The sequence below is a fragment of the Streptosporangium sp. CA-115845 genome (genome assembly GCF_050943795.1).
Taxonomy (GTDB): domain Bacteria; phylum Actinomycetota; class Actinomycetes; order Streptosporangiales; family Streptosporangiaceae; genus Streptosporangium.
In genome coordinates this window covers 7,591,833-7,606,533 of the sequence record NZ_CP191988.1, presented here as the reverse complement: position 1 = coordinate 7,606,533, position 14,701 = coordinate 7,591,833, and the positions used below count along the sequence as shown (strand labels likewise).

Genomic DNA, 14,701 nt, shown 5'->3' with positions numbered 1-14,701 from the left:
GTGTGCGCGTCGCTGTAGTGATCCCGTGGCGTGGTGGCCAGCCTGACCGGGAGCGCCACCACGAAACGGTACGCGCCCACCTGCGGTCACTTCTGCCGGACGCCTGGCACATCGACGCCGACTCCGGCCACCAACCGTTCAGCAGGGCAGGCTCCCGCAACCACGGCGTGCGCCTCGCCCAGGACGTCGGCGCCGAGGTAGTCGTGCTGTGCGACGCCGACACGCTGCCCGAGCGGGAACCGCTTCTCGCCGCGATCGACAGCGCCCACGACGAACTCCTCCACCTGCCCTACCGGCTGTTTCGGGGCTTCACTCCAGCAGGCACCGACGCCTACATGGCGGGCACACAGCCCATGGACTGCGGCATCGAGCTGGAATCCGAATGGAGCACCGGCGGGTGCATGGTCATTCAGCCGCCGAGCTGGTGGCGCATGGGCGGCATGGACGAGCGCATGACCGGGTGGGGTGCAGAGGACACGGCAGCCAGGGTGGCCTGTGACGCTCTGCTAGGCCCGACCGTCAAGCACCCTGGGGTGATCTTTCATCTTTGGCACCCCTCAGAGATTGACCCCGCCAGCACGCTCTACCAGGCGAACATGGCGCTGATGGCCCGCTATGTGGCTGCTGAGGGCAACCCTGACCAGGTGCGGCCCATCGTCGCCGAGCACAATCCCGCTGTTCTCGCTTCTACCTGAAGCGCCCACCAGAACCCTCCGGCCGTACACCGGAGGTAGAGAGCCCGGCGTCCTCATGCGCCGGGGCTCTCGCCCACCCATGAGGAGAGATACCCAATGCAGACCAAGGAGTGGTACGGCGAACTCGCCCAGGTGTTTAGGGGCGCCGTCGATTCGGGTCAGCCTCCCGCGAAGGCCGTGGAAAGGCGCTTCGGGCTTGCGAAGTCCACCGCCACCAGGCGCATCAGCGAAGCACGCAAACTCGGCATCTTGCCCTCGGGGCACGGCCATCTGGAACAACGGAACCCCAAGGCTCTCGCCGTCGCCAACGCGCTTGACGTGACCTACGAGGACCTTGTCCGCGCGGTCCATGAGCATGCGGGCGGCGACCTGCGGATCGCCCGGGATGCGCCGAATGCCTGAGCCTGAGGACCCCATCACTCAGCTCGCTGAAGCCGCCATGTCCCTCCACGAAATGTTCACCGCCTACGTCGGCGCAGGCTTCACCGACAACCAAGCCCTCTACCTTGTCGGCCAGCTCGTCGCAGGCGCCCACCGAGGACCCACAGGATGACCAATCCCGCCCTGGTCGTCCTCCGCCCAGGCGACAAGGTCCTCATCACCCTCGAAGACGACCCACCCGACGACGTCATCGCCCACGTCACCTCCGGCCTCCGCAGAGACTTCCCTGGCGTGCACTTCACCGTCGTTACTGCCGTCTCCGGGATTGCTGTACTCCCACCCACCTAGGGCTACGCGGCCACGCGGCAGCGCCCACCACCCACGAAAGCGAGGGCCCCGTGCCGCACCCCTACCCTGGCCAGCAGTGGAAGCACGGCTGGAAACCCCTCACCCCCGGCGCCGTGAAATCCAAGAACCACGGCAAGAAGCCCGCGCCGGGCTCGAAACTCGCCAAGGGCACAAGCGACTCGAAGAGCCCCAGGGACTCCTCGCCCACCGACTCCCAAACCACGAGTCAGCGCATGGACGACGCCATCCGCGCCAGGGCAGGCCGCAGCAACGGCGCCTCCGGATCCTCCTCCCTCCCCTCGCCGGGAAGCAGAACAAACGGCTCCAACCGAGGCCGCTCCGGCCCTTCCGGAGGATCCATCGCCCGCGACGCCCTCACCCGGAAAAACGGGTCCGAGCGAAGCGCCCGAATGGACGAGCGTGAGGCCGCAGCGAACCGCAACGCCACCCCCCTCCGTAAGGAAGCCCTGGAAAGGGAAGCCAGCAACCCATACGGCAAGGGCACCATCGCCCGCGACCCCGACAACATCAAAATCGGCCAAACCGTGTGGGCGGGCAACAAGTGGGTCAAGGCCAGAACCGCCCAAGAGGCGAAAGACCTGTCGCGTCTCGCGAAGCGCCACCTCGACGACCTGCACTCCCAGCCCCGCTACCGCTGAGGCCCACGGGAGGTAGCCATGGCAGACACCAACCCCGGAGACGGTGGCGCCGAGAGGCTCATGCAGTATTGGACGTCCGGCCCTGGCGCCCTCAAGATCCGCTGGGGCACAGACGGATCTTTCGACCGCTGCGTCAAGGAACTCTCCAAGCACGTCGGCCCCGCCATGGTGAAGGGCCTCTGCGCGAATCTCCACAAGAGAGCTACCGGCGAATGGCCGGCCGAGAAGGGCATCGAAAGCTGACGACCCCCAGGAGGTGATCCTCCATGGCACGCCGCATACAGGCCAACCCCAGAGACCGGGTCGAGACGGCCACTATGTGGCGCTCAGCCCCCAGGCCCGTGGATTGGCCGGCGAGAGTCGCCGCGGTGAAGGCCCGCGACCAGTCCTGTAGATGGGTCCTGCATGGCCGTATATGCGGCTCTATAGAGGACATCGAGGTGGACCACATAGGAGACCCGAGAGATCACCGCCTGGAGAACCTCAGAGCCCTGTGTAGAAGCCACCACAGGTTCCGCACAGGGCAGCAGGCAGGGCTGGCAGCAGCGGCCAAGCGGATCCCCAGGAAGAGGCCAGGAGAGCGTCATCCTGGCCTTCTCTGACCCCCTACCTGAGTAAGCGCCGATCTGGCCTGCACGAGCACAGCCAGCGCATCCAACAGGATGTACCGGCCATTCGCATCCCTCATCTCCTCGGGTTTACATGCCAGGCCAGAGAGGGAGATCTCGTCAAGCAGGCCATGCCTAGCCGCCTCGTAGGCATCCCCAAGGCGACTGATCACCGCATACAGCAGGGACCCAAGGCACTCACTCATGAGGCCATCATCCTGCACACACTTCGCACAACAGAGCGTGACGTGTGCTGCATCCATGCAGCTCACATATGCGCGCACTGTAATCACCGCAGGAAGAGACACCTCATGGACATCTTCATACTGCTCGCACTCATCGCCTTCCTCGCCTCGACCATCTGGTCAGCCATACAGAGAGCATGGCCACTCGCTCTCCTCGCAGCCGGCGCATTCCTCCTCACGCTCTCCAGCACAAGCCTCGTCTCATAAGAGAAGGCCAGAAGCAGGAGAGAAGGTGTCCCTGCGCATGGCGACATTGATGGTCGCGTGAGACAATGAGCACGTGTCGATGATGTGGAGTTTCGATGTTGAGGCCAGGCGCCTCCCGGCTCCCGCAACCGCCAAAACGGGCACTTCCGACACATTCCGCCAAAACCATCAAAGCGAACAAATCATCCCATAGTGGGGGGTGCCCCCGCCCCCTCGGCAAGCGAGCGCGGTAGGTGATAGCGCTGCGGATTCTGTACGGGCCATGACGAGTTGTGAGCTCGCGACGACGGCCGGGAGTAGCGCTCGTTCGCGCAGCGCTTTCGGTATTTCCGCAGGTCAGAGCATTTTTTGAAGTAATTGGCGGCTGTCTCGCTTCTGGGTCACCGACATGGTGGCCGGTCTAGGGATGGCCGCTTCGTTGTTGCAACGACCCCGACAGGGGGTGTTGCCATCCCGACATGGGAGAGCAGATGGCTCGTTCTGGTGGGCCTGTGCCCAACCGCAGTGATCAGCGGCGTCGCCGCAACAAGGTCGATATTGACAAGGTGCCAGTCGTCCTGGCGGACGGTGTGGTCCGCGGCCCTGACTGTCCTGATGGAGTGAGGGGGCTGGCGCGCGACTGGTATGAGTCGCTGCGCACTTCGGGCCAGTCGGTGTTTTACGCCGACTCGGACTGGACGTCGGCGTTCATCATTGCTCGCGCAATCGAGAAGTTCGAGGAGCGACCGACTGCGCACATGCTGTCCGCGATCCTGTCAGGGTTCGGTTCGCTCGCTGCGACCGAGGGGGACCGGCGCCGGCTGAAGATCGAGCTGGAGCGGGCTCCGGAGATCGATGCCGACGAGGAGGCGGCGGTCGCGGAGATCGATGAATGGCGCGCTCGCCTCTCCCGCTGATCGTCTCGTCACCCTGCCCCTTGGCGTCCCGGAATACACGCTGGGTTTCGAGGTCATCGGGTGGGCCAAGCAGTTCTTGAAGCACCCCAACGGCCCGCGGGCTGGTCTGCGATGGCAGTACGTGGAGTCTCAGGTCCGTTTCCTCCTGTGGTGGTATGCGGTCGACGAGAACGGCAACTGGCTTTTCCATCACGGGGTTCGACGTCTGGCCAAGGGGTCAGGGAAGTCACCGTTCGCGGCGTCGCTGGCGCTGGCCGAGTTCTGCGCGCCAGTCCGGGTGGACGACTTCGACCCCAGAGCGCCCGGCGGGGTGCGCGGCAAGCCTGTCGACATGCCGTTGGTGCAGATCGCGGCCACTGCGGAATCGCAGACCGCGAACACCATGCGGATGGTGCGCGCCATGGCGGCGAAGGGGTCGCGACTAGTTCAGGCATACAGCCTGGATCCCGGCAAGATGAAGTACTACAAGGCGCCCGAGGGCACCTTGGAGGTCATCACCGCGTCGTCAACCGCAGCCGAAGGCGCTGAGTCGAGTTTCGTGGTCGGAGATGAGACCGAACACTGGAAACCTTCCAATGGCGGGCCAGACTTGGCGTCCACGCTGGAGGACAACCTCACCAAGAGCGGCAACCGGATGTTGGAGACCTGTAACTCCTGGATCCCCGGGATCGGGTCGGTAGCCGAAGCAAGCTGGGACGCGTGGGTCGCGCAGGAGGAAGGCAAGACCCGCGGCGAGTCGAAGATTCTGTACGATGCCCGGGTGGCCCCGCCGGACACCGACATGTCTGATGAGGAGTCGCTTCGCCGGGCTTTGGAGTTCGTGTACGAGGATTGCTTCTGGCAGAAGGTCCGACCCATCATGGAGCGCATTTGGGACCCCAGGGCCCGGCCAGATGACTCCAAACGTAAGTACCTGAACTGGCCGACGGCCGCGCAGGATGCCTGGATGACTCCGCAAGCTTGGTCAGCGATCGCGGACCCGAGCGAGTTCGTGGCCGACGGCGAAGAGATAGTCGCGTTCTTCGACGGCTCTAAATCCCGTGATGCCACTGCGCTGGTCGGCTGCCGCGTTTCCGACGGCTACACCTTCACTCTCGGCGTGTGGGAGCCCGACACCTCCCACGACACCGAATCGGTGGTGCCCGTGACCGAGGTCGACACCGCAGTGGAGCGGATGTTCGACCGCTGGGATGTGCTGGCTTTCTTCGCCGACGTCAAGGAATGGGAAGGCTTCACCAAGGTCACCTGGCCAGGCAGGTACGCCGACAAACTGCTCGTCCACGCGGTGCCGGAGGGCAAGGATCCGCAGGCCATCGCCTGGGATATGCGGGCCCGCACTTACGACTTCACGCTCGCCTGCGAGCTCACCGAAACCGAAATCAACGAGCGGGCATTCCGGCACGACGGCGATGCCCGAGTGGCCCGACATGTCGGTAACGCTCGCCGCCGGCCGAACCGGTGGGGCGTATCGATAGGCAAGGAGTCTCCGGACTCGCCAAAGAAGATCGACGCCGCTGTGTGTGTGATCGGTGCCCGCATGGTCCGCCGCCTGGTACTCGCTTCCCCGAAGTACAAGAACCGCAAGAAGAAGACCTCAGGGCGCGTTTACGGATTCTGACAACCAATTCGAGGGGGTGCTTGTGGCCCTCTCCGAGAAGGATGTTGTCGATACCTCGCGGCGGCTGCTGAAGATGCGCGAGCAGGAGCAGCCCAGGCTGCGGAAGATATCGGCGTACATGCGGGGCGAGGCGTCGTCGGTGTACGTGCCGCGGGGGGCCAGGCAGGAGTACCGGTGGCTGATCAAGCGGGCCAAGGTGAACATCTTGCCCTTGGTCATCACGGTGGTTGCGCAGGCGCTGTACGTGGATGGTTACCGGCCCAATGGTAAAGACGTCAACGCTGACGCCTGGGACAGTTGGCAGGCCAACCGTATGGATGCCCGCCAGCACGGGCTTCACCGGGCTTCGCTGAAGTACGGCGTCTCCTACAACGTGGTGATGCCAGGTAAGCCGACGCCGGTGATCACGCCAAAGAGTCCGAAGCGCATGACGGCGTTCTACGAGGACCCGGTTGATGACGAGTGGCCCGAATTTGCGGTTGAGGAGACGATCCGCAACGGGCTCAAGGGGCAGACCCGGTCGGTTCGCCTCTATGACGACACACACCGGTACATCCTCAAGGAGGACATCAAGCCAGGCGGCAAGCTGCTGTTCGTTCGGAGCGAGGAGCATGGCCTCAAGGTCTGCCCGGTCGTCCGGTACCTCAACGGCGATGACCTGGATGGCGAGGACTGCATCCGCGGCGAGGTCGAGCCGCTGTTCGAGATGCAAGACCAACTCAACAGCACCACGTTCAACCTGCTCATGGCTCAGCAGTACGCCGCGTTCAGGCAGCGATGGGTCACAGGTATGGCGCCTCCGATCGACTCGGAAGGCAACCCGATGGAGCCGTTCAACGCCTCAGTAAGCCGCCTGTGGGTGGCTGAGGACGAGGGGACGAAGTTCGGGGAGTTCGGCCAAACGGATCTTTCGGGCTACCTGAAATCGGCCGAGGAGACGATCCGGCACATCGCGACTGTCTCCCAGACGCCTCCTCACCACCTGCTCGGGCAGATGAGCAACCTCTCAGCGGAAGCTCTCGCTGCTGCCGAGTCGGGGCTTCAGCGGAAGATCGCTGAGCGTAAGTCTGGGTTCGGCGAGAGCCACGAGCAGACCCTCCGCCTTGCCTCCCTCGCGGCTGGCGACAAGCGCGGCTGGTCTGACATGTCTGCGCAAGTCGTATGGCGCGATACCGAGGCCCGCGCTCTGGCCTCGACGGTGGACGCGCTTGGGAAGCTGAAGCAGATGCTCGATGTGCCCGCGCAGGAGCTGTGGGAGCGGATCCCGGGTGTGACGCAGACCGATGTGGCCCGCTGGAAGGCTGCCGCTGAGCGAGGCGACGCCGAAGCGCAGTTGAACGCGATCGTCGACAAGCAGAAGGCCGCCGCGAACGCGATGGAAGATGCCCCGCCTCCTCCTCCGGTTGGCGTCAATGTCGGCGGCTGAGCAGAAGCGCGCCGCGGCGGCCTACCAGGCGCAGCAGCGGGTCGTCTCGTCCAGTCTCGTCCGTGATCTCGTGAAGCTGTTGAAGATGCTGTTCAACGTGGAGCGGGCCGAGGAGTCGTGGCCGGCGACGCAGATGGCGCTCGCCGCGATGGTCGTCGCGTCTAGGCAGCAGTCTGCGAACCTCGCCGGACCGTACTACCAGCGGCTGCGGACTGCGGTTGGCCTGCCTGGCGGGATCGTGCCTGCCGAGCCGCGGGAACTCACCCCGGATCGGTTGTCGGCGGCTCTCGACAGTGCGGGCATGGCCGTGATGCGGCGGTCGCTGCGGCTGGGGGCTACGTCGGCGCAGGCACGGGATCGGATGGCGGTCACGTTGTCCGGCACCGCGACCCGACTTGCTCTTGAAGGCGGTCGGGACGTCATGGAGGCCACCTCCTACGACGACGAGGACGCGCTCGGCTGGGCCCGGATCGGCGACGGCGACTCATGCTCGTGGTGCCTGATGCTGATCGGCCGCGGAGCCGTGTATACGTCTGCCAAAACTGCTGGTGACGTCAGGTACGGCGGCGCCAAGTACCACGACCACGATGGTTGTCAAGCGGTGCCGATCTTCGATGCTGACAGCCCTATCCTTCACCGGGCCGAAGAGTTGTACGCCGACTGGAAGCGCATCACTGCCGGTCATGGCGGCGAGGAGGCGCGCAAGGTATGGCGTCGCCACTGGGAGAGCCGCGACAAGGCTGCGGGGGGATGATGGCTGTCACTCTGGTCTGCGGTCCTCCTGCCGCAGGCAAAACCACATGGGTTGAAGCACGTGCCGGCCCAAGAGCCCGGATCATCGACCTGGACGCAATCTGCCGGTCCCTTGGCTCCCGCTCCTCCCACGACCATCCGCGGCACATCAAACGCATGGCCGAACAGATACGGCGCAGCCTCGAAAACCGCGCCGCAGGAGGCGATGGCGAGACGTTCGTCATCCGTTGCCTGCCGAACCCCGCTGATCGTGAAGCGGCTGCTGAGCGTCTCGGTGCCCGCGTCGTCGTCCTAGCAGTCCCCGCAGATGAAGCCCTCGCTCGGGCCGAAGCCGATGGCCGGCCTGAGTGGACCGGCCAGGCGATCCGTGACTGGTGGGACCGCTACGAGCCGTCCCCAGTCGACGACCCTCACTGACTTTTTCCTTGACCGGACCAGCCGACATGGCAGGCGCCGGTCTTTCCGCATGCCCAAAGGTCGCCGACACGGCGGCTTGTCCCGACACGGGAGATGTCAATGTCTGAAACCGCGACCGAGTTCGCCGAGCCGGCCGAGCCGACGCAGGACGACCAGAACGTCGAGGACGCGCAGCCTGAGGAGCCCGACACGGGCGAACCGCAGGAACCGCAGAAGGACTGGGAAGCCGAAGTCTCGAAGTGGCGCAGCATGGCCAGGAAACACGAGGCCACGGCTAAGGCGAACGCTGAAGCGGCGCGGAAGTACGCCGAGTTCGAGGAGAGCCAGAAGACCGAACAGCAGCGCCTGGCCGACAGGGTCGCCGCTGCTGAGGAGCGGGCTGTTGCCGCGGAGATTGGGCGGGCCAAGCTGCTCGCCGCCGCGGCGTACAACATTCCGACGTCTCTGCTGGATCGGCTCGGCGGCAAGTCCGAGGACGAGATCAACGAGGCAGCTCAGGAGCTCAGCCGTGAGCTTGAGGCTGAGCTGGCGCGGCGCCTTGCGGCGATGCCGCCTCCGCCCGCTCCGCAGGTCGACGAAGGCGAGGAGGAGTACTCCTACCCCGCCCGAACTCGGCCCGTTGAATCGCTCACCCCTGGCGCTCTGCCCGCCGACTACGAGCCCGCGGACGGCAACGACTTCCTACGTCGCCTCGCTGGCCGCTGATCCCCATCACCGCAGCTACCGGATTCCTTGCACGGGGCCCGGCGCCGCTGCATACCTGAAATGAGGTTGCCCCGTGCCCACCTATAACTCTCTGGTCTCCCGCGACAATTCCGATGACCCGCTGATCCCGACTCCTGTGTCGGACCAGATCATCCAGGAGATGCCGACCAAGTCGTTCCTGCTGGAGCGGGCCGGGCAGGTGCGGATGAGCACCAAGACTCAGCGTCAGCCCGTCCTGGACGTGCTGCCGATGGCGTACTGGGTCAACGGCGACAGCGGGATGAAGCAGACGTCCAGCGTCGACTGGAAGAACGTCAGCCTCGTCGCTGAGGAGCTCGCGGTCATCGTCCCCATCCCGGAGGCGTACCTCGATGACGCGCAGGTGCCGATCTGGGATGAGGTTCGTCCCCGGATCGTTGAGGCGATCGGCGCGAAGATCGACGCTGCGGGCCTGTTCGGCGTCGACAAGCCCACCAGTTGGCCGTACAGCATCCACCACTCGGCGGTCGCTGCGGGCAACGTCGTCACCGGTACCTCAGGCAACGACTTCGGCCAGGACGTGGCCGCTCTCGGTGAGCTGATCGCCAAGGACGGCTTCTCCATCACCGGTTTCGCTAGCCGCCCTGGCCTGAAGTGGAAGCTCGTCGGGATGCGGTCGGACGACGGCATCCCGATCTACCAGCCGAACCTGCAGGACGGCACCGGCGCGGGCAACCTCTACGGGTACCCGATTCGGGAGGTCACCAACGGCTCCTGGGACGCGACGGCGGCGGACCTGATCGCGGGCGACTGGTCGAAGGCGATCATCGGTATGCGCCAGGACATCTCGTGGAAGATGTTCGACCAGGGTGTCATCTCCGACGCCAACGGCGCAGTCGTCCTCAACCTTATGCAGCAGGACTCGGTGGCGCTCCGCGTCACCATGCGGGTGGCGTTCGCGACGTCCAACCCGGTCACGGCGCTGCAGTCCAACGCTAACGCGCGGTTCCCGTTCGGCCTGGTGGTCGCTCAGGGCGCCGGTTCCTAACCCCCTCGCAGGCGGAGAGCGCACGGCTCTCCGCCTGCCTGCTCAAGGAGTCTCATGCGGGTCCTCGCGATGCTGCACCTGTTCCCGCCGCACCACAATGCGGGGGCGGAGCGGATGGTGCTGGCGATGCTGCACGCCCTGGTTGACCGAGGCCACGAGGTGGACGTGCTGCTGTCGCAGCGGCACCCAGAGATCACGTCGTCCTACGAGATCGGCGGGATCACCGTCCACCCGCATCGCGGGAAAGAGGACCCGTTCCGATTCCTTGCCGACACCGACGTGATCGTGACCCATCTGGAAAACACCCCACGGGCCGCCGCACTGGGAGAGTCGTACAGGATCCCGGTGGCGAAGGTCGTCCACAACACCTTCACCGCGACCCGCGGCCAGCTCAAACGCGGGATCAGCTTGGCGGTCTACAACAGCGAGTGGATGGCCGAGGAGTTCGCTGACCTGCCGGTGGACTCGGTGGTGGTCCGGCCGCCGGTCGCAGTCGCCGATTATGCGACCACACCAGGGGACTGCATCACCCTGATCAATTTGTACGAGCCGAAGGGCCCGAAGACGTTCTACGCGCTGGCGGAACGCTTCCCGAACCTGCGTTTCTTGGCTGTACATGGGGCGTACGGGCATCAGGTCCTCCGAGATCTGCCGAATGTCGAACACGTCGAGCACCTGGATGGCGACCGGATGCGGGACGCGGTGTACGCCCGGACGCGGATCCTGCTCATGCCGTCCGACTACGAAAGCTGGGGTCGGGCTGGCGTCGAGGCCATGTGCTCTGGCATCCCGGTCATCGCTCACCCGACGCCGGGGTTGCGGGAGTCGCTTGGTGAGGCGGGGATCTTCTGCGATCGGCGGAAGATCGACGACTGGGAAGCGGCGATCAACAGCCTGCTCAAGCCTCGCGCGTACGCCGCGGCGAGCAAGAAGGCCAAGGCTCGCGCCGCTGAGCTCGACCCCGCCGAGGACATCGAGCGCTGGATCGCGGCCATGGAGATTCTCGCCGTCCGCCGAGCTGCTTTCCGCCACCTTGCGACCGCTTAGGAGGTGCTCGTGGCCAATTTGGCAACCAAGACCGACCTGGCGGCTCGTCTCGGACGGGACCTGACATGCGAGGAGGATGCCCGCTTGGATGCGCTGCTCGCGGATGCGTCCGCGCTGGTGCGCTCCTACACGGGCCAGAATTTCGGGCCGGCGACGTCCACGGTGACGCTGCGATCACAGGCCGGGATGATCCTCCTGCCGCAAAGACCCGTCACCAGGGTTACCTCGGTTATCGCGATCGGCATCAACGGCGCCCCGAATGTCGGGCTTGTGGACTGGTGGTGGGACGGCCTCGACAAGATCCGACTCGGCGCGGGCACCTTCGTGATCAACCTGCCGGAGGTGTGGTGGGACGATGACGACGGCTACCCGGGAACATTCGCCGTCACCTACAGCCACGGCGCCGAGGTGCCGCCGGACGTGGTCATGGTCGTATGCGGCATGGTGCTGCGCACCGTCACCGCCCCCACTGCGGTAGGCGGCATCACCTCAGAGACGATCGGCCCCTACTCCTACCGGCTCGAATCCGCTGGCATCGGCACGATGGTGTCGCTGTCAGAGGCTGAGCGAAAGACACTCGACCGCTACCGGCGGACGACCGGCATGATCTCTGTGCGGGTGGGGTGACGATGAGGATCCTCACGAAGCTCCACGCCTACCCGCCGCACCACAACGCCGGCGCCGAGTGGGCTGCTCACAGCCTCCTGCGAGCCCTCGCGGCGCGCGGACACCAGGTCGAGGTGCGCCTGTCGGAGGTGACTGGCCAGCGGGAGCCATTCGAGTTGGACGGCGTCCTCGTTGTCCCGCCTGCGGCCCGCCGCGACTTCGGAAAGGAAGCCCGCACGGCGAAGGTGGTCGTCTCCCACCTGGAGAACGTGCCGTCGGCTGCTGCCGCTGCCCGCGGCTGGGGTCGTCCGCTCGTCATCTTGGCGCACAACACGTTCCCGGCGACGTTCAAGGCGATCGGCTCCGGTACGACGGCGCTCGCGGTCTACAACTCGCAGTGGATGGCCGCGGCGGCAGCCGAGTACTTCGACCAGCATCCGAAACTGGCCCGCCCCGAGCGGGAGGTCATCGTCCGGCCGCCGGTCATCGCAGCCGACTACGCGGCCAGCCCAGGCGACCACATTACGCTGATCAACCTGTTCCCCAACAAGGGAGCTGGGTTGTTCTGGGACCTCGCTGCGCGCATGCCTGAGCGGCAGTTCCTCGCGGTCCGCGGTTCCTACGGCGAGCAGGACGTTCGCGATCTGCCGAACGTTGAGATCGTCGACAACGTCCCCGGCGATGAGATGGCGAAGGCTGTCTACGGACAGACACGGATCCTGCTCATGCCGTCGGAGTATGAAAGCTGGGGCCGGACCGGCGTCGAGGCCATGGCGAGCGGTATCCCCGTGATTGCCAGTCCCACGCCGGGGCTGAAGGAGTCACTCGGCAAGGCCGGCACGTTCGTCCGCCGGGATGACCTGGACGGGTGGCAGGCGGCGATCGAGCGCCTTGATGATCCGGCCGTGTACGAGACAGCGTCCGCCGCGGCGAAGCGCCGTTCCAAGCAGCTCGACCCGGCTGCGGATCTGGCGCGGTGGTGTGAGGCGATCGAGGCCCTCGGGTGAGGGGCGAGGTCGTCGTCTTTCTCCACCGTTCTCCTGGGCCTCGGGACGCTCACGGCAACTCGACCTGGACGTGGGCTGAGACGCCGGTACCGGGCTGCATCGTCTGGCCTACCGGCAGCACCGAGAAGATCCAAGGCCAAGACCAGACGAGCGAGTCGCTGACCCTGCTGGCGCCGTACGGCACAGACGTCACCGCCTACGAGCGCGCCCAGGTGCGGGGGCTGGTGTACGAGGTCAACGGGATCCCGTCGAAGTGGGCCAGCCCGTTCACACAGACCCGGGCTGGCGTCGAGGTCCGATTGACCCGCATCACTGGCTGAGGGGGTGGCTCGTGGCTCCTCGTGCGAAGTTCAGAGGCGACTACAAAGGCATCGGGAAGATGCTCCGCTCCAAGCAGATGCAGCGGGAGATGGAAGCCCGAGCAGAGCGCGTCAAGAGCAAAGCTGAAGGGCTCGCCCCGCGTGACAGCGGCCAGTACGCGGCCTCGTTCAAGGTCGAGACCGGCGTCCGAGCAGGCAGGAAACCCCGCGCTGTGTCCAAGGTCGTCAACGATGCGCCGAACGCCGCGTATGTGGAGTGGGGCACGTCGAAGACACCGCGCCATCGAACGATGGGCAAAGCGGCAGGAGCCGAATGATCGACATTGAGGCGCTGCTGGTGGCGTGGCTTGAGGAGACGATCGTAGGCGCCACTGCCTCCACCGAGACCCCGTCCGACCTCGACGATCAACTGCCCTGGCTGCTGGTGCGGCGCGTCAGCGGCGCCTACGACGGGTTCAGAGTCGACCGGCCGTCCGTGGACATCGCCACGTTTCATACGGACGGGCCTACCGCAATGGACTTGGCCCTTCAGGTGCAGCGCCTTCTTCACGAGGAACTCGCCCGCACCACGTATCGGGGGGCCGTGATCAACAAGGTGAAGACCAGCACCGGGCCTCACCACGTGCCGTACGACAACCCGAACATGCGGAAGGCCGAGGCGAACTACGAGTTCGCCATCCACCCCGCCTGACCTCTTTCCCCTCCCGCCCCCGAGCCATCTGGCCGGGGGCTTTTGCATGCCCACGACCAGCGGCTTGAAGGAGCTCACCATGGTCAACATCATCCGCGCCGCCGATCTCTCGGTCGTCGGCAGCAACGGCGGCGCGTGGTGCGCGCAGCTCGGCACTGCCCGTCCCACCAACCCGGCTGCCGCTCCGACTGGCGCGTGGCTCGCGATCGGCGCGATCTCCGACGACGGCTTGACCAACGGTATCGAGGAGGACTCTGAGTCGTTCACGCCGTGGGGGCAGGTGTCGCCGTTCCGAACGGTGACGACCAGTTCGGTGCGGACCTTCAGTTTCACCGCGTGGGAGACGAACCGCCCCATTGTCAGGAGTCTGCATAACCGCATCCCGGTAGTGGACCTTATCCCTGACGTGGACGGCATCGTTGAGTACGTCGAGACCGCGACTCCGACTCCTGACCGGCGTTCCTGGCTGTTCGACGTCTACGACGGCGAGACGTGGGAGCGGTTCTACGTCCCCGAAGGGGAGATCACCGAGCGGTCGGACGTGACCTACGCGCAGGGTGAGATGGTCGGCTACGAGTGGACCATCTCCACCTACCCGGACGCTCTGGGAGCTCTCGTCTACCACGCTTACCTGGCGCCGGCGGTTGGGGAGCACCTGTCCTGATGCCTCCTACTCAGCGCGCCATCAAGGCATCCAAGGTCATCACAGAGGACGGCGCTCTCGTCTCCCTGTTCTCCCTGCGGGACCGGCAGCGCGAAGCGGTCGGCAAACCGTTCGTGTTCGACATCGACGGCGAGTTCTTCACCATGAAGCCGCCCGGCGAGGCCGACTGGCAGGTCGCGGCAGACCTCGGCGGCGACAGCGGTGACTTCCGTAAGTTCGTTGCTGAACTGCTCGGCGACGACTACGAGCGGTTCTGTAGAGTCCCGAACGTCTCCAGCGAGGACATCAACGCCCTCTTCGAGGCGTGCACTAAGCACTACCAGGGTCTCACCCGGGGGGAATAGCCGGCCTCGTCGCGCTGCTCGCCGAGCATTACGACGC

Annotated in this window: 21 protein-coding genes; all 21 read left to right on the top strand. The window is 65.6% G+C overall.

Annotated features, from left to right (window positions below; all coding sequences use genetic code 11):
- Positions 1–2 precede the first annotated feature (2 nt).
- The 21 genes from ACQP0P_RS36275 (at position 3) to ACQP0P_RS36175 (ending at position 14,664) form a co-directional block, all read left to right on the top strand.
- Positions 3–695 carry a glycosyltransferase family 2 protein gene (locus tag ACQP0P_RS36275; protein WP_433364059.1) on the top strand — a complete coding sequence of 231 codons (693 nt, stop codon included), beginning with the start codon at positions 3–5 and terminating at the stop codon, positions 693–695.
- Between the two features lie 96 nt (positions 696–791).
- Complete coding sequence (locus ACQP0P_RS36270) at positions 792–1,097, top strand: hypothetical protein (protein WP_433364056.1); 306 nt, start codon at positions 792–794, stop codon at positions 1,095–1,097.
- Complete coding sequence (locus ACQP0P_RS36265; protein WP_433364053.1) at positions 1,090–1,248, top strand: hypothetical protein; 159 nt, start codon at positions 1,090–1,092, stop codon at positions 1,246–1,248. The genes ACQP0P_RS36270 and ACQP0P_RS36265 overlap by 8 nt, the downstream gene beginning before the upstream one ends.
- A complete protein-coding gene (locus ACQP0P_RS36260) occupies positions 1,245–1,424 on the top strand; it encodes a hypothetical protein (protein ID WP_433364050.1) in 180 nt (59 codons plus the stop codon). The genes ACQP0P_RS36265 and ACQP0P_RS36260 overlap by 4 nt, the downstream gene beginning before the upstream one ends.
- Before the next feature lie 50 nt (positions 1,425–1,474).
- Positions 1,475–2,083 carry a hypothetical protein gene (locus tag ACQP0P_RS36255; protein WP_433364047.1) on the top strand — a complete coding sequence of 203 codons (609 nt, stop codon included), beginning with the start codon at positions 1,475–1,477 and terminating at the stop codon, positions 2,081–2,083.
- 18 nt (positions 2,084–2,101) lie between these two features.
- Positions 2,102–2,326 carry a hypothetical protein gene (locus ACQP0P_RS36250; protein WP_433364044.1) on the top strand — a complete coding sequence of 75 codons (225 nt, stop codon included), beginning with the start codon at positions 2,102–2,104 and terminating at the stop codon, positions 2,324–2,326.
- Positions 2,327–3,601: 1,275 nt separating this feature from the next.
- Positions 3,602–4,039, top strand: coding sequence for a hypothetical protein (locus ACQP0P_RS36245; protein WP_433364041.1), 438 nt, complete (start codon positions 3,602–3,604; stop codon positions 4,037–4,039).
- On the top strand, positions 4,011–5,657 hold the full coding sequence (locus ACQP0P_RS36240; RefSeq protein ID WP_433364038.1) for a hypothetical protein: 1,647 nt from the start codon (positions 4,011–4,013) through the stop codon (positions 5,655–5,657). The genes ACQP0P_RS36245 and ACQP0P_RS36240 overlap by 29 nt, the downstream gene beginning before the upstream one ends.
- Before the next feature lie 22 nt (positions 5,658–5,679).
- Positions 5,680–7,083 (top strand): phage portal protein, encoded by a 1,404-nt coding sequence (locus tag ACQP0P_RS36235; RefSeq protein ID WP_433364035.1) that lies wholly within the window; start codon positions 5,680–5,682, stop codon positions 7,081–7,083.
- A complete protein-coding gene (locus ACQP0P_RS36230) occupies positions 7,070–7,837 on the top strand; it encodes a hypothetical protein (protein ID WP_433364032.1) in 768 nt (255 codons plus the stop codon). Before ACQP0P_RS36235 ends, ACQP0P_RS36230 begins: the two co-directional genes overlap by 14 nt.
- The gene (locus tag ACQP0P_RS36225; RefSeq protein WP_433364029.1) at positions 7,792–8,253 is read left to right on the top strand and encodes an AAA family ATPase; all 462 of its coding nucleotides are present in this window, start codon (positions 7,792–7,794) and stop codon (positions 8,251–8,253) included. The genes ACQP0P_RS36230 and ACQP0P_RS36225 overlap by 46 nt, the downstream gene beginning before the upstream one ends.
- A 99-nt stretch (positions 8,254–8,352) precedes the next feature.
- On the top strand, positions 8,353–8,958 hold the full coding sequence (locus ACQP0P_RS36220; protein WP_433364026.1) for a hypothetical protein: 606 nt from the start codon (positions 8,353–8,355) through the stop codon (positions 8,956–8,958).
- 73 nt (positions 8,959–9,031) lie between these two features.
- Positions 9,032–9,985 (top strand): phage major capsid protein, encoded by a 954-nt coding sequence (locus ACQP0P_RS36215; RefSeq protein ID WP_433364023.1) that lies wholly within the window; start codon positions 9,032–9,034, stop codon positions 9,983–9,985.
- 114 nt (positions 9,986–10,099) lie between these two features.
- A complete protein-coding gene (locus tag ACQP0P_RS36210) occupies positions 10,100–11,032 on the top strand; it encodes a glycosyltransferase family 4 protein (protein ID WP_433364020.1) in 933 nt (310 codons plus the stop codon).
- A 9-nt stretch (positions 11,033–11,041) separates the two neighbouring features.
- On the top strand, positions 11,042–11,659 hold the full coding sequence (locus ACQP0P_RS36205) for a hypothetical protein (protein ID WP_433364017.1): 618 nt from the start codon (positions 11,042–11,044) through the stop codon (positions 11,657–11,659).
- A 155-nt stretch (positions 11,660–11,814) separates the two neighbouring features.
- On the top strand, positions 11,815–12,645 hold the full coding sequence (locus tag ACQP0P_RS36200; RefSeq protein ID WP_433364014.1) for a glycosyltransferase family 4 protein: 831 nt from the start codon (positions 11,815–11,817) through the stop codon (positions 12,643–12,645).
- Positions 12,642–12,965, top strand: coding sequence for a hypothetical protein (locus tag ACQP0P_RS36195; RefSeq protein WP_433364011.1), 324 nt, complete (start codon positions 12,642–12,644; stop codon positions 12,963–12,965). Before ACQP0P_RS36200 ends, ACQP0P_RS36195 begins: the two co-directional genes overlap by 4 nt.
- A gap of 11 nt (positions 12,966–12,976) precedes the next feature.
- A complete protein-coding gene (locus ACQP0P_RS36190) occupies positions 12,977–13,282 on the top strand; it encodes an HK97 gp10 family phage protein (RefSeq protein WP_433364008.1) in 306 nt (101 codons plus the stop codon).
- On the top strand, positions 13,279–13,656 hold the full coding sequence (locus tag ACQP0P_RS36185) for a hypothetical protein (RefSeq protein ID WP_433364005.1): 378 nt from the start codon (positions 13,279–13,281) through the stop codon (positions 13,654–13,656). The genes ACQP0P_RS36190 and ACQP0P_RS36185 overlap by 4 nt, the downstream gene beginning before the upstream one ends.
- A gap of 79 nt (positions 13,657–13,735) precedes the next feature.
- Positions 13,736–14,320: a hypothetical protein gene (locus ACQP0P_RS36180; RefSeq protein WP_433364002.1), complete on the top strand. Its 585-nt coding sequence runs from the start codon at positions 13,736–13,738 to the stop codon at positions 14,318–14,320.
- The gene (locus tag ACQP0P_RS36175) at positions 14,320–14,664 is read left to right on the top strand and encodes a hypothetical protein (RefSeq protein WP_433363999.1); all 345 of its coding nucleotides are present in this window, start codon (positions 14,320–14,322) and stop codon (positions 14,662–14,664) included. The genes ACQP0P_RS36180 and ACQP0P_RS36175 overlap by 1 nt, the downstream gene beginning before the upstream one ends.
- Positions 14,665–14,701: the final 37 nt, after the last annotated feature.